This is a genomic window from Micromonospora reichwaldensis (assembly GCF_031845925.1).
Lineage (GTDB): Bacteria > Actinomycetota > Actinomycetes > Mycobacteriales > Micromonosporaceae > Micromonospora > Micromonospora reichwaldensis.
The window spans coordinates 35,034-52,379 of sequence record NZ_JAVRFL010000006.1; the positions used below are offsets into that span (position 1 = coordinate 35,034).

Sequence of the window (17,346 nt, forward strand, 5' to 3'; positions counted from 1 at the left end):
CGGTCGCACGCCGGAGCACCGCCGGCCGCGCTCAGTCCGCCAGCCGCCGGCGCAGCGTCACCTCGGTCCCCTCGGCGGTACGGTGCACCGACAGCTCCCCCAGCGCCTCGATGAGGGTCAGCCCCCGCCCCCGGAAGCCCGATCCGGTCGACTCCCGCCACCGGCCGCTGTCGCGCACCGTGGCGACCACCGTCCGGTCGGAGATGGTCACCTCGACGCCGATCGTCGGCTCGGCCGGCTCGACCGGGTGCTCGATGGCGTTGGCGGCCGCCTCGGAGACGGCGACGGTCAGGTCGAACAGGTCCGTCTCGCTGACCTTGTGCGCGACGAGGAAATCCTCCAGCCGCTTGCGCAGCACGCTCAGCCGGGTGGGATCGGCCGGCAGCCGCAGCGCGAACCGGTTGACTTCCGCCGCCTCCAGGGCGAGCACCGCGACGTCGTCGCGCAACGGCCGCCCGGCGACCCGCTCCACCACGGCGTCGATCAGGTCGGTCACGTGCTCGCCGGGGGTGGCCGCGTCCTGCCGCAGGGTGGCCAGCGCGGCGTCGATGCCGAGCTGCCGGTCCTCGATCAGCCCGTCGGTGAAGAGCAGCAACCGGCTCCCGGCGGCCAGCTCCCCCTCGACCGTCCGGTAGGCCGTGTCGGGGATCGCCCCGACCGGCGGCCCGAGCGCCCGGTCGTGCAGGAACGCCACGTCGTCTCCTCGGATCAGCAGCGGGGACGGGTGACCGGCGCTGGCGTACCGTGTCCGGCCGGTGCGGGGGCTGAACCACAGGCAGAACACCGTCGCGAAGGAGCGGCCCTCGTTGGTGCCGACGAGCCGGTTGAGCCGGGTCAGCGACTCGCCGGGATCGAAGCCCTCCAGGACGTACGCCCGCAGCGCGTTGCGGAGCTGGCCCATCGCGGCGGCCGCCCGCACGCCCTTGCCGACCACGTCCCCGATCGCCAGCACCAGCTCGTCGTCGCCGATCGCGACGACGTCGTACCAGTCCCCGCCGACCTCCACGTCGGCGCTGCCCGGCAGGTAGCGGCTGGCCACCAGGGCGCCCGGCAGCTGCGGCAGCGACCGGGGCAGCAGGCTGTGCTGGAGCGTGGTGGCGATGCGGTGCTCGGCCTCGTAGAGCCGGGCGTTCTCCAGCCGCACGCCGACCAGCCGGGCGAGCTGGGTGAGCGCGGCCTCGTCGGTGTGGGTCCCGTCGCCGTCCGGACGCCAGACCCGCAGCTCGCCGAGCCGCTCACCGGCGGTGCCGGTCAGCGGCAGCACGAAGGACGGCTCGATCGAAGCCAGCCCGCCGCCGTCGGCCTCGAAGCGCATCCCGGTGGCCGAGACCACCACCCGGGCGGCCTCGGCGAGGCTCAGGGCGTGCCGCGCGGCGACCTGGAGCACGTCGGCCGTGGAGCGGGCGGTGTTGACCGCGACCGCCGCGTCGGCCAGGGCCCGCAGCCCCCGGATGATCTGGCCGCGGAGCTGGCCCAGCTCGACGTTGGCCCGTACCCGGGCGGTCAGCTCCTGGCCGGAGAAGGGCTTGGTGAGGTAGTCGTCGGCGCCGACCGCGAGCCCGGCGACCTCCTCGGCGGAGCCGGCCCGGGCGGAGAGCAGCACGATCGGCAGGTGCCGGGTACGCGGATCCGCGCGCAACGCGGCGACCAGCCCGAACCCGTCGAGCCGGGGCATCATCACGTCGGTCAGCACCAGGTCGAACGAGCCGTCGACGGCGTGCCGCAGCGCCTCCACGCCGTCGGTGACCGCGACCACCTCCCAGGACGGGGAGAGCAGCCGGGTGACGTGCTCGCGCAGGTCGGCGTTGTCGTCGGCGACCAGGATCCGGCCGGCGGCGCCGGTCCCCCGGGCCGAGCCGGCACCGTCGGCCGGCCCGGCGGCGCCGGTCCAGAGCGCCGTCTCCGCGACGTAGAGGTCGGCCTGCGCCAGCTCCACCTGCGCCGGAGGGCCGGCGTCGACGACCCGCTCGGCCGGCAGGTGCCCGGCGCCGAACGGAACGGTCACGGTGAACGTGCTGCCCTCGTCGACGCGACTGCGCACAGCCACCTCGCCGCCGTGCATCTCGACCAGCTCACGGACCAGTGCCAGGCCGATGCCGGTGCCCTCGTGGCTGCGCGAACGCACCCCGGGCACCCGGTGGAAGCGCTCGAAGATCTGCGGCAGTTCCTCCGGCACGATGCCGACGCCGGTGTCGGTGACCTCCAGCCGGGCGGCCCCGTCGACGGCGCGGATCCGCACCCGGATCTCGCCGGTGAAGGTGAACTTCACCGCGTTCGAGACCAGGTTGAGGACGACCTTCTCCCACATGTCCCGGTCCACGAAGACCGGCGCCGGCAGCGGCGGGCAGTCCACGACCAGGCGCAGCCCGGTCCGCTGGGTGGCCGACCGGAACGTGCTGGCCAGGCGGGCGGTGTAGTCGGCGAGGTCGGTGGGCTGGTACCGGGCGGCCAGCCGCCCGGACTCCAGCCGGGAGAAGTCGAGCACCGTGTTGACCAGCTTGAGCAGCCGCAGCGCGTTGCGGTGCATGGTGGTGAGCCGTTCGGTGTACGCCTCCGGCAGCGCCGGGTCGGCCAGCAGGTCCTCCAGCGGGCCGAGCACCAGCGTCAGCGGGGTGCGGAACTCGTGGCTGACGTTGGCGAAGAAGTTGGTCTTGGCCCGGTCCAGGGCGGCCAGCTCGGCGGCGCGGGTGCGTTCCTGCTCGTACGCCTGCTGCCGCCCGACGGCCCGGGAGAGCTGCGCGGCGACCAGGTCGAAGAAGTCCCGGTACTCGTCGGTGAGCGGCTGGCGGCGGGCGACGCCGACGGCCAGCGCGCCCACGGTCTCGTTCCCGGCGGTGACCGGCAGCACCAGCGCCTCACCGGTCGCGTCGGCCGGAGCCTCGGTGAGCAGATCCGTGACGGCGACGGTGGCGGCGGTGCCGGCGGCGGTGACCTCGGCGAGCCGCGCCTGCGGGGGCGTGGCGACCGCCCGTGGGCCGACGCCACCACACCCGGTCAGGACCAGGTTCCCGGCCTCGTCGGGCAGGTACACCAGCGAGAACGGCACGTCCGGCCGGTGCCGGTCGAGCACCGCCGCCGCGACCCTGCCCAGCTCGGGCCTGCTGTCCACCTCGGCCAGGTCGGTGCCCAGCTCGGCCAGCAGCCGCAGCCTGCGCTCCCCGACCACCCGGCCCGTGGTCTCGTTGACGATGCAGAAGACGCCGGCGACGGTGCCGTCGACGGCCAGGATCGGGTCGTAGGAGACGTCGAAGTACGTCTCCTCCAGGAAGCCGCGCCGGTCGAGCGGGAAGGGGTGGTCCTGCGCGCGGTACGACCGGCAGTCCCGCCGGACGCCCTCCAGCAGCGGCCCGAGCACGCTCCAGGTCTCCGCCCAGTGCTCGCGGGCCGGCTGGCCCAACACGTCCGGGTGCTTGCCACCGATCGTGGGGCGGTAGGCGTCGTTGTAGAAGGCGAGTTCGTCCTCGCCCCAGAACATGACGATCTGCGCGCTGGAGGCGAGCATCAGGCCGATCGCCGAGCAGAGCGCCGGCGGCCAGCGGTCGGGGGTGCCGAGCGGATGGGCGGACCAGTCGAGGCGGCCCATCAGTTCGCCCATCTCGCCCCCGCCGGCGAAGGCGGCAGCCAGCAGCGGGGGAAGATCGACCTCCTGGCCCACCTCGGACGGGCAACCCTCGTCCACGCCCCCCTGGGCCGAACTCATAGTTCCTCCCGCTCCGGCCGTCACCGCCTCGGCCCCGGTGATCCGACCGGCCGTGCCCCGCTTGGTACCCCGACGGACGAGCAACGTAACGCATACCGCCCGGAGTGCGCTGTTCACGTCCGCCGCACCGGGCCGCCATCCCCCGGCCACGGCGTCGCGGGGCCGGGTCCACACAGGACGCCTGGTCACCCGAATCTGGACCAGCGCGGCATTTCAGTCCCGTGCACGGGACGATGCGGCCCCGGGTGGGCGCCACCCCGGGAGGCGACTGTGATGTGCGACACCCCAACCGCCCGCCGCTACGGTGCAGGGGAGTGTGTCACCGGCGCGCCGGGCCGACCCGGCCTTCCCGGGCGGCCCGGACCAGGGCGGCGATCGGTCGCGGATCGGGCTCGTTCTCCGGGTGCCACTGCACGCCGAGCAGGAAGGGCCGGTGCGGATCCTCGACCGCCTCGACCACCCCGTCGTCGGACCAGCCGGTCACCGCCAGCCGGCCCGGGTCGGCCACCGCCTGGTGGTGGTAGGAGTTGACCCGGTGCACCCCGGCCATCACCGTCGCGGCCAGGCTGGCCGGGGCGAACCGCACGCCGTGCACGCCGTAGACGCCGGGAGCGGGGCGGTGCAGGTCATGCCCCACCAGGTCCGGCAGGTGCTGGTGCAGCGCCCCACCGGCGGCGACGGCGAGCAGTTGCATCCCGCGGCAGACCCCGAGCACCGGCAGGTCGGTGTCGAGCGCCGCGGTGAGCAGGGCCAGCTCGCCCGCGTCGCGGCCGGGCCGGCTCTCGGTGCGGGGCGCCGGCGGCTGGCCGTACCGGGCCGGGTCGACGTCCGCGCCGCCGGCCAGGACCAGCCCGTCGAGCACCCGCAGCACGTCCGCGTCGCGGTCGTCCGGGGGCAGCACCACCGCCCGGCCCCCGGCCGCGGTGACCGCCCGGACGTACGCCTCGGGCAGCAGCACCGCTGGCACGTCCCGCCACACCCCCCAGCCGACCGGCTCGACGTACGCGGTGATCCCGATCAGCGGCCGGCTCACAGCGGGGTGACGTACGCGCCGGTGATGCCGCCGTCCACGACGAACTGCGCGGCGGTCATGAAGGACGAGTCGTCGCTGGCCAGGAACGCCACCGCGGCGGCGATCTCCTCCGGCTTGCCGAACCGCCCCATCGGCACGTGCACCAGCCGGCGGGCGGCCCGCTCCGGATCGGCGGCGAACAGCTCCAGCAGCAGCGGGGTGGCGACCGGGCCAGGGCAGAGCGCGTTGACCCGGATGCCCTCCCGGGCGAACTGCACGCCCAGCTCCCGGGTCATCGCCAGCACCCCGCCCTTGCTCGCCGTGTACGCGATCTGCGAGGTGGCCGCCCCCATCAGGGCCACGAACGACGCGGTGTTGATGATCGAGCCCTTGCCCTGCCGGCGCATGTGCGGGATGACGTGCTTGCAGCAGAGGTAGACGCTCGTGGTGTTGACCCGCAGCACGCGCTCCCAGGCGTCCAGGCCGGTGGTCAGGATGGAGTCGTCCTCCGGCGGGGAGATGCCGGCGTTGTTGAACGCGACGTCGACGCGCCCGTACCGCTCGGCCACGCCGTCGAAGAGGTCCCGCACGGCCGCCTCGTCGGCGACGTCCGTGGCGACGAACTCGCCGCCGACCTCCTCGGCGGCCCGCCCACCCGCCTCCGGGTCGACGTCCACGCAGACCACCCGGGCACCCTCGGCGGCGAAGCGCCGCACGGTGGCCAGCCCGATCCCGCTGCCCGCTCCGGTGACCACGGCCACCCGGTCCTCAAGTCGACCCCGCACCTGATCACTCCTCCGTCGCGATGAACACGTTCTTGACGTCCGTGAAGGCATGCAGCGCGTCGGGGCCCAGCTCGCGGCCCAGCCCGGAGCGCTTCATTCCGCCGAACGGCGTCCAGTAGCGCACCGAGGAGTGCGAGTTGACGCTCAGGTTGCCCGCCTCCACGGCCCGCGCCACCCGCAGCGCCCGGCCCACGTCCCGGGTCCAGACCGAGCCGGACAGGCCGTACTCGGTGTCGTTGGCGAGCCGGATCGCGTCGGCCTCGTCGTCGAACGGGAGCACCGAGACGACCGGGCCGAAGATCTCCTCGCGCCAGTGCCGGTCCGCCGTCGATCCGGCGAGCAGCACCGTCGGGGCGTACCAGAAGCCGAGGCCGTCGGGGCGGGAGCCGGTGAAGGCGATCTTCGCCCCGTCGACGTACCCGGCCACCCGGTCCCGCTGGGCGGCGGAGATCAGCGGGCCCATCTCGGCCGTGTCCCGGGCCGGGTCCTCCACCCGCAGCGCGCGCACCGCCGGTTCGAGCAGCTCCAGGAACCGGTCGTACACCGGCCGCTGGACCAGGATCCGCGACCGGGCGCAGCAGTCCTGGCCGGCGTTGTCGAAGACGGCGTACGGGGCGGTGGCCGCCGCCCGTTCCAGGTCGGCGTCGGCGAAGACGAGGTTGGCGCTCTTGCCGCCCAGCTCCAGGGTCAGCCGCTTCACCTGGGCGGCGCAGCCGGCCATGATCCGGGTGCCGACCTCGGTGGAGCCGGTGAAGCAGACCTTGCGGACGGCGGGGTGGGTGACGAAGCGCTCCCCCACCACGGACCCGGCGCCCGGCAGCACGGTGAACACGTCGTCGGGCACGCCCGCCTCGCGCGCCAGCTCCGCCAGGCGCAGCGCCGTCAGCGGGGTCAGCTCGGCGGGCTTGAGCACCACGGTGTTGCCGGCGGCGAGCGCCGGCGCGAAACCCCAGGCGGCGATGGGCATCGGGAAGTTCCACGGCACGATCACCCCGACCACGCCGAGCGGCTCGTGGAACGTCACGTCCAGCCCGCCCGGCACCGGGATCTGCCGCCCCGTCAGCCGCTCGGGCGCGCCCGCGTAGTAGTCGAGGACGTCGCGGACGTTGCCCGCCTCCCACCGCGCGTTGCCGATGGTGTGCCCGGAGTTGCGCACCTCCAGCCGCGCGAGCTCCTCCAGGTGCGCGTCGACCACCGCCGCGAACCGCCGCAACACCCGCGCCCGTTCCCCCGGCGCCACCGCGCGCCACCGCGCGAAGGCCGCGTCCGCCCGCGCGATCGCCGCGTCGGTCTCCCCGACCGACGTGGCGGGCACGAACCCCACGACCTCCCCGGTAGCCGGATCCACCACCTCGCTCAACCCCGACCCCTCCCCTCCGTCAGAGGCGTTCGAAGCCACGGATCAGTTCCCAGTCCGTCACGGCGGCGTCGAAGGCCGTCAGCTCGATCCGCGCCTGGTTGGCGTAGTGGGCCGTCACCTCGTCGCCGAACGCCTCGGCGGCCACCGTCGAGCCCTCCCAGAGGGCCAGGGCGTCGCGGAGCGTGCCGGGGACCCGGTCGGCGGCCGGATCGTCGTACGCGTTGCCGGTGCACTCCTCGCCCAGTTCCAGCTCGCGCTCGATGCCGTGCACGGCGCCGGCGACGAGCGCCGCGATCGCCAGGTACGGGTTCACGTCCGCCCCCGGCACCCGGTTCTCCACCCGCATGCCCTGGCCGTGCCCGACCAGCCGCAGCGCGCAGGTGCGGTTGTCCGTGCCCCAGCGCAGCGCGGTGGGAGCGAACGACCCGGGCTGGTAGCGCTTGTACGAGTTGATGTTCGGGGCGAACAGGAGGCTGAACTCGCGCATCGTGGCCAGCAGCCCGGCCAGCACCCGCTGCCCGGTCGTCGACAGGTGCGCCGGCCCGTCGCCGAGCATCGCCGAGCGGCCGTCGGCGTCGCGCAGCGAGAAGTGGATGTGGCAGGAGTTGCCCTCGCGCGCGTTCGGCTTGGCCATGAAGGTGATCGACATGCCCTCCTGGGCGGCGATCTCCTTCGCCCCGTTCTTGTAGATCACGTGGTGGTCGGCGCAGGCCACCGCCTCGTCGTAGCGGAAGGCGATCTCGTGCTGGCCGAGATTGCACTCCCCCTTCGCGCTCTCCGGGGTGAGCCCCGCCCCGGCCATCTCCCGCCGGATGCGGCGCAGCAGCGGCTCCACCCGGGCGGTGCCGAGCAGCGAGTAGTCCACGTTGTACTGGTTGGCCGGGGTCAGGTCCCGGTAGCCGCGCTGCCAGGCGTCCTCGTACGAGTCGCGGAACAGCACGAACTCCAGCTCGGTGCCGGCGTACGCGGTCAGCCCGTGCGCGGCCAGCCGGTCGAGCTGCCGGCGCAGGATCTGCCGGGGCGAGGCGACCACCGGGGACCCGTCCAGCCAGGCCAGGTCGGCCAGGAGCAGCGCGCTGCCCGGCTGCCAGGGCACCCGGCGCAGCGTGTCGAAGTCCGGCACCATGGCGAAGTCGCCGTAGCCGCGTTCCCAGCTCGACATCGCGTACCCGTCGACGGTGTTCATGTCGACGTCGACGGCCAGCAGGTAGTTGCAGCCCTCGCTGCCGTGCGCGGCCACCTGGTCGAGGAAGTAGGGCGCGTGGAACCGCTTGCCCTGCAACCGGCCCTGCATGTCGACCAGGGCCAGCACCACGGTGTCGATCTCATCCTCTGCGACGGCGACCCGCAGCTGTTCCAACGTGAGCGGAGCTTTCCTCATCGGCGGGCCTCCATCACCAAGGTCTACTGGCTGAACCGGTGGACCGTCAATGCCCCGCCGGGCATCCCGGCAACCGCCCCGGCGCGCACCCCGGCCCACCCCTGTCCGTCCGCCTCTGCCGGGCCGCCTCTGTTCCCACCGCCCCTGTCCGGGGTCGGCGGGCCCGCCTGAGCGCGAAGGCGGGGTCCGCCCCTGCCCGTCCGCCCCTCCCCGTCCGCCCTTGCCGCCCTGCCTCTGTCCGTCCCGCCCTTGCCGCCGCCCTGTCCGACCGGCCCCTGCCCGACCGGCCCTTGCCCGACCAGCCCCCTGTCGAGCTGCCCCGTGCGGTGGGGCAGCTCGACAGGGGGGCAGACGGCACACGGCGGCCCCGGCCGGCACGCCCGGCACCCGCAGCTGGGCAGGCCGGCGCCGCCGGTGGGCAGCCCGGCGCCGCAGGTGGGCAGGCCGGCCGAGCCGGGCAAATTGCCTTGCCGTGCCGCCTCGTGGACCGCATGCTTGAGCCCGTGACCAGGCCCGATCGCGACGGGCCACCGCCGGGCGCTCGGACCGCCCGGCACGCGGCGGCGCGGGGCACGTCACCTCTCTCTCACCGTACGGCGCTGCGCCGTACCCGACGCCCGCCCCGCGCCGCCCGCACCACAGCACCCCGGCACCGCCCGCACCGGCTCAGGTGAGCAGCAGCCCGGCGACCCAGAGCGCGGCGACGAGCAGGCCGGCGAGGAACTCGACAAGCATGGACAGGCCGGCCGCCGCGACCGCCTGCTTCGTCGCCGGCCACGCCAGCCGGGAGTCGCCCAACCGCAGCCGCTCCGCCGCCCACACCCCGCCGACGAAGCCGAGCACCAGCCCGATCACCGGCACCACGAAGAAGCCGACCAGGCCCAGCAGGCCACCGGCGAGCAGCGACGAGGTGGGCACCCCGGTGCGTTTCAGGTTCCGCCCCGGCCAGGCGTACTTGACGACGGTGCCGCCCGCGGCGACCACGGTCGCGGCGGCGAGCACCGCCCAGCGGCCGGGCCCGGCGCCGCCGAAGATCGCCCAGACCAGCACCCCGCCCCAGCACAGCGGCAGCGCCGGCAGGCCGGGCACCACCACCCCGGCGAGCCCGGCGAGGATCGCCAACCCGGCGAGTACGGCGACCGCCGCCTCGCTGTCCGTCAGGCTCATGCCGTCGCTCCCCGGTCGTCGTCGCCACGTAGCCGGGCGGTGATCTCCGCCGCCGGTGCGGGCGGGCCGAAGAACCGGCCCTGCCCGGTGTCGCAGCGCAGCGCGCGCAGCCGCTCGGCCTGCACCCCGGTCTCCACCGCCTCGGCGGTCACCCACAGCTCCAGCGCGTGCGCCAGCCGCACCAGCGCGTCCACGATCCGTTCGTCCCGGTGGTCGGGCACCGCCTCGGCGTCCTCACCCCGGATGCCCTCGACGAACGGCCCGGCCAGCTTGAGGCAGTGGATCGGCAGCCGGCGCAGGTACGCCAGGTTCGAGTAGCCGGTGCCGAAGTCGTCGATCGCCATCCGTACGCCGAGGGCGGCCAGCCGGTGCAGCGACCGCAGCGGCTCCCCGGCGGTGCCCATCACCGCGCTCTCCGTCAGCTCCAGTTGCAGCAGATCCGCCGGCAGCCCGGTGGAGGCCAGCGCGTCGGCCACGGTGTCCACGATCCCCGGGTCGTCGGCCTGCCGGGCGGCCAGGTTGACGCTGACCACCAGCTGCGCCCGGGGGAACTCGCGCCGCCACGCCTCCGCGTCCCGGCAGGCCTGCCGCAGCACCCACTCGCCGAGCCGGACGATCAGGCCGGTCTCCTCGGCGAGCCCGATGAACCGGTCCGGCCCGATCAGCCCCAGCTCCGGGTGCTGCCACCGGACCAGCGCCTCCACGGCCAGCATCGTGCCCTCGACCAGGGACACGATCGGCTGGTAGTGCACGACGAACTCGCCCCGGTCCAGCGCGGCCGGCAGCCCGGCGGCCAGGGCGGAACGGGCGATGTCCCGGGCACCGCGCTCCGGGTCGTAGACCGCCCACCGGCCCCGGCCCTCCGCCTTCGCCCAGTAGAGCGTGGTGTCGGCGGCCTTCATCAGCTCCGAGGCGCTCGTCCCGCCGACCGGGCACTCGACGATCCCGACGCTCGCCGACACCGCGAGCTGCTGCTCGCCGATGCGCACCGGGGCGGAGACCGCCGCCAGGGCCAGCTCGGCGACACCCACCGCGTCGTCGATCCCCGCGCCGTCGTCGACCAGGATGACGAACTCGTCCCCGCCCATCCGGGCGACGAGGTGGCCGCGGCCCGCGACGCAGTCGGCCAGCCGCTTGGCGATCACCACGAGCAGCCGGTCGCCGAGGTCGTGGCCGAGGCTGTCGTTGACCGCCTTGAAGCCGTCCAGGTCGAGAAAGCAGACCCCGACCCGTCGGGCCGCGTCGGCGACGTCGAAGACCCGGCCCAGCGTCTCGAAGAACAGCGTCCGGTTGGGCAGGCCGGTGAGCGGGTCGTGCAGCGCCTGGAAGCGCAGCCGCTGCTGGAGTTCGTGCCGCTCGGTGATGTCCTCGATCATCGCGACGGTGAACCGGGGCCGGCCGTCGTCGTGGCGGATCAGCGAGACGGACAGGTCCGTCCAGACCACGCTGCCGTCCTTGCGGTAGTAGCGCTTCTCCACCCGGGCCCGGTCCTGCTTGCCCTCGATCAGCTCCTGGTAGAGCTCCCACATCCCGGCCGCGTCGTCGGGGTGGAACAGTGCGGCCACGTTGGTCTGGCGCAGCTCCTCGATGGAGTAGCCGAGCATGTCCGCGAACGCCTGGTTGACGTCGATGATCTGGCCGTCGACACCGGCGATGCCGATCCCCGTGGCCGCCCCCACGAAGACGGCCCGGAACCGGGCCTCGCTGTCACGCAGGGCCTGCTCCACGTCGTCGCGGGCCTGCCAGGCCGAGCGGGCGATCCGCTCCTGCTGCGCGAAGGTGCGGTCGCGCAGGGCCCGGGCGAAGCCGGCGGCGAGTCCGCCCTGCAACGCCGCGACCCGTTGCGCCGTCCCGTCCCCGTCGGCCCGGCCCGGCACCACCCGGGCGGCGAACCGGTCGCCGAGGGCCCGCACCGACCAGTCGAGCACCCGGGGCTCGGTCAGGTGCTCCTCGACCAGCGCGCGCCCCACCTCCTCGGCCGGCAGGGGCGAGAAGGGCTCGGCGAGCAGGGCCTGGGCCAGCCGGACCGTGTGCAGGTGCAGCAGGCGCTCGGTCTCCGCCGCGCTGAGCGGCACGAAACCGAGCCGGCGCACCGCCCTGGCCCACTCGGCCGCGTACCACTGGGCGCCCGACCGGCTGAGGTCGTCGCCGCCGGGCTCAGGGACGGCGGCCATGGGCTCAGGCGGTGGGCTGGTCGTACCGGGCGACGCCGCCGAAGGCGCCGAACCGCTCCGGGTGCTCGTCGACGTCGGAGGGCGAGTCGGGGCGCCACAGCGGCATGTGCACCACACCCGGCTCCAGGAGCGTCCAGTCGCCGAAGAAGCTCGTCACCTCGGCCCGGGAGCGCAGCGTGATCTCGGTGTCGGTACGCGCCGAGAGGCGCTGCGCGTCGAGCATCTCCTGCGGCTGGTCCTCGAACGTGGAGTGTGAGACGACCAGGTGGCTGCCCGGGGCCGCGGCGGCCCGGAGGGTGGCCAGGATCTCGCCGGGGCGGTCGGCGTCCGGGACGAAGTGCACCACCCCGGCGAGCAGGATGCCCAGCGGCCGGTTGAAGTCGAGCAGCCCGAGGTCACGGGCTGCGGCCAGGATCCGCTCCGGCTCCCGCAGGTCGCCGTGGATCACCCCGGTCAGCTCGTCGCCGGCGAGCAGCTCCCGGCTGTGCGCCACCGCGACCGGGTCGATGTCGACGTAGACCACCCGGGCCTTCGGATTGGCCGTCTGGGCGACCTCGTGCACGTTGCCCACGGTGGGGATGCCGGAGCCGATGTCGAGGAACTGGTCGATGCCGGCGTCGAGCAGCGTGCGTACGGCGCGACGCAGGAACTCCCGGCCGGCGCGCATGGTCGCCGCCAGGTTCGGGGTCATGGCGGCGATCTGCTCGGCGAGCTGCCGGTCGATCTCGAAGTTGTGCGCCCCGCCGAGGAAGTAGTCGTACACCCGGGCCGCGCTCGGCCGGGAGAGGTCGATCTCGGCGGGAAGTCCGTCCGGCATCTGCACTGCTGCACCTCATGGTCGTCGCCGCGGTGCGGGAGGGAGCCGGTGCCGCGGTCACGTGGGGGTACGCGAGGCACCGGCCGACCCGCGGGTCGTGTGGTGCTCACCACTCTAGGCCGCGTACTGCCGGCTCCGGGAGGTCCCATGACCCACTTCGTCGGCCCGTCGGATGTCCGTCACGGACCCACCCGCCGGCACGGCTCCGCCCCCGCCGGTGACGAGCCTTCGCCGGTGAGGGCCTTCGTCGCCCACGGCATGGGAGCCCCGGACCGGGCGGACGGCGGCGGCAGCGCTGGCCGGCCCCCGGGTCAGCCGGCGGACTCCAGCAGCAGCGAGATGCCCTGCCCCACGCCGACGCACATGGTGGCCAGCGCCCGCCGGCCGCCCCGGCGGCGCAGCTCCAGCGCGGCCGTCAGCGCCAGCCGGGCGCCGCTGGCGCCGAGCGGGTGCCCGAGCGCGATGGCCCCGCCGTTCGGGTTGACGTGCTCGGCGTCGGTCGGCAGGCCCAGCTCGCGCAGCACCGCGACGGACTGCGCGGCGAACGCCTCGTTCAGCTCGATCACGTCGACCGCGTCGAGGCCGAGGCCGAGGCGGTCGAGCAGCTTCCGGGTGGCCGGCACCGGCCCGACGCCCATCACCCGCGGCGGTACGCCGGCCGCGGCGGCGCCGGCGACCCGGGCCAGCGGGGTGAGGCCGTAGCGGGCCACGGCGGCCTCGGAGGCGACCAGCAGCGCCACCGCGCCGTCGTTGACGCCCGACGAGTTGCCGGCGGTCACCGTGCCGCCCTCGCGGAACGGGGTGGGCAGCGCGGCGAGCTTCTCCAGGGAGGTCTCCCGGGGGTGTTCGTCGACCTCGACGAGCCTGGTCTCGCGCCGCCCCGCCGGCACGGTCACTCCCACGATCTCCTCGGCGAAGCGGCCGTCGGCCTGCGCCTTCGCGGCCCGCTGCTGCGACCGGTACGCGAACTCGTCCTGCTCGGCGCGGCCGACGCCGTACGCGGCGGCGACGTTCTCCGCCGTCTCCGGCATGGAGTCGATGCCCCAGTGCTTCTTCATCAGCGGGTTGACCAGCCGCCAACCGATGGTGGTGTCGTAGACCTCGGCGGTACGGGAGAACGGGGTGGTCGCCTTCGGCATCACGAACGGGGCGCGGCTCATGCTCTCCACCCCGCCGGCCACCACGAGGTCCGCCTCGCCGGCCACGACGGAACGGGCCGCGGTGGCGAGGGCGTCCAGGCCGGAGCCGCAGAGCCGGTTGACCGTGCTGCCGGGCACCTCCTCGGGCAGCCCGCCGAGCAGCGCCGCCATCCGGGCCACGTTGCGGTTGTCCTCGCCGGCCTGGTTGGCGCAGCCCAGGATCACGTCGTCCACCCGCGCCCAGTCCACCGACGGGTGCCGGGCGACCAGTTCACGGATCACGTGCGCGGCCAGGTCGTCGGGGCGGACGCCGGCGAGGGCGCCGGCGTAGCGGCCGATCGGGGTGCGGACACCGGCCACCAGGTATGCCACGGTCATCAGCGCGATCCTTCGGGGGGTGGGAAGGGGCGGGGGCGGGGCGGTTCCGGGTCGCGGGGACGCCCGGCCGCCAGGATATCCGCGCGCGCAGCGGATAGGTTGGCGGCATGGCCCGGGCCCAGTTCAGCGCAGAGACCAGTGGCGGCGGCGAGTTCGTCCGCCAGCCCAACCGGTTCACCGGTCGGGTCACCCCGGACTCCGACTCCCCGCCCGGTGGCGGGCCGGACGCGCAGGGCCGGTGGCCGCTGGAGCCGGGCCGCTACCGGCTGATCTGGTGCCGGGCCTGCCCGTGGGCGCACCGGGCCCGGATCGTGCGCGGCCTGCTCGGCCTCCAGGACGCGATCTCCCTCGGCACCGTCGACCCGATCCGCGACGAGCGGGGCTGGCGGTTCGCCCTCGACCCGGACGGGTTCGACCCGGTGCTCGGCATCGGCTTCCTCTCCGAGGCGTACCTGGCCACCGACCCCGACTACACCGGGCGGGTCACGGTGCCGGCGCTGGTCGACACCCGCACCGGCCGGGTGGTCACGAACGACTATCCGCAGCTCACCCTGGACCTGTCCACCGAGTGGCGGGGCCTGCACGGGCCGGGAGCGCCGGACCTCTACCCGGTCAAGCTCCGCCCGGAGATCGACGCGCTGATGGCGGAGATCCACCGGGACGTCAACAACGGGGTCTACCGGTGCGGCTTCGCCACCTCGCAGGCCGCGTACGACGAGGCGTTCACGGCGCTGTTCGCCCGGCTCGACGCGCTCTCCGAGCGGCTGGCGGGCCGGCGCTACCTGATGGGCGACGCGATCACCGAGGCCGACGTGCGGCTCTTCACCACCCTGGTCCGCTTCGACGTGGCATACCACGGGCACTTCAAGTGCAACCGGCAGAAGCTCACCGAACTGCCGGTGCTCTGGGCGTACGCGCGGGACCTGTTCCAGACTCCGGGCTTCGGCGAGACGGTCGACTTCGACCACATCAAGCGGCACTACTACGGCACCCACGCGGCGATCAACCCGACGGGCATCGTCCCGCTCGGCCCCGACACCTCCGGCTGGACCACGCCGCACGGGCGTGGCTGAGCCGCGCCGGGCCGACCCGCGTACCGCCCCGCCCCGGGCCGCCGCCGCGTCGGCCTCCGCCGCCTGCGTCGTCGCGGGCGCGGTCGCGGTGACCGTCGCCGTGGTCGCCGGTCCGGGGCCGGGCCTGACCGGGTACGTCAGCGAGGCGGGCGTCACCGACAGCGCGTACGCCCCGGCGTACCGGATCGGGGTCTTCGCCCTGGCGGCCGGGTTGCTGCTGCTCGCGGCGGCGCTGCCCCCGGTGCTACGGGCGGCGGCCGGGCTGCTCGCGGCCGGGAGCGTCTTCGCGCTGGTCTCCGGGGCGGTGACGTGCAGCGCCGGCTGCCCGCTGCCGCCGTTCGAGCGGGCGACCACGGCGGACCTGGTGCACGGCGCGGCGAGCATCCTCGCGGTGGCCGCGGTGGTCCTCGCGATGCTGGTGGTCATGCTCACCCGGGCCGCGCCGTCGGCGCTGCGCCGGCTGGCCGCGGTGGCCCTGGCGGCGGCCCTGCCGCTGGCGGGCGCGACCGCCGTGGCCATGCTCTTCGTGGGGCGCGGCGGCCTGATCGCCGTCCTGGAGCGGCTGCTGCTGCTGGTGGCCGTCCTGTGGGGCACGGCCACCGCGACCGCCGTCGCCCTCCGCCGGTAAGGAAGGGCCCCCTGTTAACGCCTGCGGTATAGGAAGGGCCCCTTCCTTACATCTGTAAGGAGCGTCACCGCACGGGCTCCTTCCGCAGCATCGACGGCCGGCGTTATCCTCGGCGGCGATGACCAACGTCTGGCACCTGACCGTGCGCCTGTATGTCGACTTCCGACTGCAGGCCAGCGGCGTCTGTCCGGCGCAGCCGCTCTCCTGACGCTGCCCGTTCCGACCTCCAGACCCTGGGACACACCCTCATGGCTTCCGCCCTGCGCAAGATCCCCTTCTCCGTGCAGATCCTGCTCGGCCTCGTCCTCGGCGTGGCGCTCGGCTTCCTCGCCCGCGCCAACGACCTGAGCTGGCTCGCCAGCACCCTCGACACCGTCGGCGGGCTCTTCGTCCAGCTGCTCAAGCTGGCCGTGCCGCCGCTGGTCTTCACCGCCATCGTGGTCAGCGTGGTCAGCCTGCGCGGGGTGGCCAACGCCGCCCGGCTGGCCCTGAAGACCCTGCTCTGGTTCGGCGTCACCGCGCTGATCGCGGTCGGCGTCGGCATCGGCCTCGGCCTGCTCACCGACCCGGGCCGCGGCGTCACCCTCGACACCGCCGGCGCCACCGCGCCCACGAGGACCGGCTCGTGGACCGACTTCCTCACCGGCATCGTGCCGACCAACCCGGTCGGCGCGTTCGTCGACGGCAACGTGCTCCAGATCGTCTTCCTGGCCCTCGTCGTCGGCGCGGCGGCGCTGCTGGTCGGCGAGCCCGCGGAGCCGTTCGTGGCGCTCAACCGCGCGCTGCTGGAGATCGTCCAGAAGGCCCTGTGGTGGGTCATCCGGCTCGCCCCGATCGGCACCCTCGGCCTGATCGGCAACGCCGTCGCCTCGTACGGCTGGGACCTGGTGGCCCCGCTCGCCAGGTTCACCACCGCCGTCTACGTCGGCTGCGCGATCGTGCTCTTCGTCGTCTACCCGCTGCTGCTGGTGGGCGCCGGCCGGCTCAACCCGGTGCGCTTCTTCGCCGGCGCCTGGCCCGCGATCGAGCTGGCCTTCGTCTCCCGCTCCTCGGTGGGCACGATGCCGGTGACCCAGCGCTCGGTCGAGCGCCTCGGCGTCCCCCGCGAGTACGCCTCCTTCGCGGTGCCGTTCGGCGCCACCACGAAGATGGACGGCTGCGCGGCGATCTACCCGGCGCTGGCCGCGATCTTCGTCGCCCAGGTCTTCGGGGTGGACCTCGGGATCACCGACTACCTGCTGATCGCCTTCGTCTCGGTGGTCGGCTCGGCCGCCACCGCCGGCCTGACCGGCGCGATCGTGATGCTCACCCTCACGTTGAGCACGCTGGGCCTGCCGCTGGCCGGCGCCGGTCTGCTGCTGGCGATCGACCCGATCCTGGACATGATCCGCACCGCCACCAACGTCGCCGGACAGGCACTGGTGCCGACGATCGTCGCCGCCCGCGAGGGCACCCTGGACCGGGCCGCGTACGACTCGGCGGGCCGGCGCTCGCCGCTCGCCCCGGCGGACGCCGACGGCGACGGCCCGCGCCGCGCCGAGGAACTGAGCCCCGTCCCGGCCTGAGCCGCCCCGGCGCGCCCCGGACGGTCCGAGCCGTTCGGGGCGCTCGCGGCGGGCCCGAGCCCGCCCGCCCGCGCCCGAGCCGCGCCTGAGCCGCCGCCCGCGCCGACCGTCGTGCCCGGGCCCGGCGCGACCCGACGAGTCGGGGAGGACCCCGCCCCGGGGTCCTC

Annotated in this window: 12 protein-coding genes; 3 read left to right on the top strand and 9 right to left on the bottom strand. The window is 74.7% G+C overall.

All coding sequences use genetic code 11. From position 1 onward, the window contains the following. Positions 1 to 31 precede the first annotated feature (31 nt). From RM555_RS06705 to pcaF, 9 genes are all read right to left on the bottom strand, one after another. Positions 32 to 3,700: a SpoIIE family protein phosphatase gene (locus RM555_RS06705; RefSeq protein ID WP_311410904.1), complete on the bottom strand. Its 3,669-nt coding sequence runs from the start codon at positions 3,698 to 3,700 to the stop codon at positions 32 to 34. A 319-nt stretch (positions 3,701 to 4,019) separates the two neighbouring features. Continuing rightward, positions 4,020 to 4,733, bottom strand: a complete 714-nt coding sequence (locus tag RM555_RS06710) for a gamma-glutamyl-gamma-aminobutyrate hydrolase family protein (protein WP_311410905.1) — start codon at positions 4,731 to 4,733, stop codon at positions 4,020 to 4,022. Beyond that, the gene (locus tag RM555_RS06715; RefSeq protein ID WP_311410906.1) at positions 4,730 to 5,497 is read right to left on the bottom strand and encodes a 3-oxoacyl-ACP reductase; all 768 of its coding nucleotides are present in this window, start codon (positions 5,495 to 5,497) and stop codon (positions 4,730 to 4,732) included. Before RM555_RS06715 ends, RM555_RS06710 begins: the two co-directional genes overlap by 4 nt. Before the next feature lie 4 nt (positions 5,498 to 5,501). Continuing rightward, on the bottom strand, positions 5,502 to 6,857 hold the full coding sequence (locus RM555_RS06720) for an aldehyde dehydrogenase family protein (protein ID WP_311410907.1): 1,356 nt from the start codon (positions 6,855 to 6,857) through the stop codon (positions 5,502 to 5,504). A gap of 19 nt (positions 6,858 to 6,876) precedes the next feature. Next, positions 6,877 to 8,238: a glutamine synthetase family protein gene (locus RM555_RS06725; RefSeq protein ID WP_311410908.1), complete on the bottom strand. Its 1,362-nt coding sequence runs from the start codon at positions 8,236 to 8,238 to the stop codon at positions 6,877 to 6,879. 666 nt (positions 8,239 to 8,904) lie between these two features. Beyond that, complete coding sequence (locus RM555_RS06730) at positions 8,905 to 9,405, bottom strand: DUF456 domain-containing protein (RefSeq protein WP_151456927.1); 501 nt, start codon at positions 9,403 to 9,405, stop codon at positions 8,905 to 8,907. After that, positions 9,402 to 11,579: a putative bifunctional diguanylate cyclase/phosphodiesterase gene (locus RM555_RS06735; protein WP_311410909.1), complete on the bottom strand. Its 2,178-nt coding sequence runs from the start codon at positions 11,577 to 11,579 to the stop codon at positions 9,402 to 9,404. The genes RM555_RS06730 and RM555_RS06735 overlap by 4 nt, the downstream gene beginning before the upstream one ends. Positions 11,580 to 11,583: 4 nt before the next feature. After that, entirely contained in the window at positions 11,584 to 12,402 is an 819-nt protein-coding gene (locus tag RM555_RS06740; protein WP_311410910.1) for an SAM-dependent methyltransferase, read from the bottom strand. Between the two features lie 305 nt (positions 12,403 to 12,707). Next, entirely contained in the window at positions 12,708 to 13,913 is a 1,206-nt protein-coding gene (pcaF, locus tag RM555_RS06745; RefSeq protein ID WP_311410911.1) for a 3-oxoadipyl-CoA thiolase, read from the bottom strand. A gap of 107 nt (positions 13,914 to 14,020) precedes the next feature. Between pcaF and RM555_RS06750 the strand changes: the two genes are divergently transcribed. The 3 genes from RM555_RS06750 to RM555_RS06760 all read left to right on the top strand — a co-directional run bounded on the left by RM555_RS06750 (position 14,021) and on the right by RM555_RS06760 (position 17,179). After that, positions 14,021 to 14,986: a glutathione S-transferase family protein gene (locus RM555_RS06750; RefSeq protein ID WP_311410912.1), complete on the top strand. Its 966-nt coding sequence runs from the start codon at positions 14,021 to 14,023 to the stop codon at positions 14,984 to 14,986. Beyond that, the gene (locus tag RM555_RS06755) at positions 14,979 to 15,614 is read left to right on the top strand and encodes a DUF998 domain-containing protein (RefSeq protein WP_311410914.1); all 636 of its coding nucleotides are present in this window, start codon (positions 14,979 to 14,981) and stop codon (positions 15,612 to 15,614) included. The genes RM555_RS06750 and RM555_RS06755 overlap by 8 nt, the downstream gene beginning before the upstream one ends. A 260-nt stretch (positions 15,615 to 15,874) precedes the next feature. Continuing rightward, positions 15,875 to 17,179, top strand: a complete 1,305-nt coding sequence (locus tag RM555_RS06760) for a dicarboxylate/amino acid:cation symporter (protein ID WP_311411032.1) — start codon at positions 15,875 to 15,877, stop codon at positions 17,177 to 17,179. The last annotated feature ends 167 nt before the right edge of the window (positions 17,180 to 17,346 follow it).

What these genes read in the sequence shown, in the direction of transcription:
- RM555_RS06735 (WP_311410909.1), bottom strand. Translation starts at nt 11,579, where the DNA reads ATGGCCGCCGTCCCTGAGCCCGGCGGCGACGACCTCAGCCGGTCGGGC.
- RM555_RS06725 (WP_311410908.1), bottom strand. Translation starts at nt 8,238, where the DNA reads ATGAGGAAAGCTCCGCTCACGTTGGAACAGCTGCGGGTCGCCGTCGCA.
- RM555_RS06705 (WP_311410904.1), bottom strand. Translation starts at nt 3,700, where the DNA reads ATGAGTTCGGCCCAGGGGGGCGTGGACGAGGGTTGCCCGTCCGAGGTG.
- RM555_RS06730 (WP_151456927.1), bottom strand. Translation starts at nt 9,405, where the DNA reads ATGAGCCTGACGGACAGCGAGGCGGCGGTCGCCGTACTCGCCGGGTTG.
- RM555_RS06750 (WP_311410912.1), top strand. Translation starts at nt 14,021, where the DNA reads ATGGCCCGGGCCCAGTTCAGCGCAGAGACCAGTGGCGGCGGCGAGTTC.
- pcaF (WP_311410911.1), bottom strand. Translation starts at nt 13,913, where the DNA reads ATGACCGTGGCATACCTGGTGGCCGGTGTCCGCACCCCGATCGGCCGC.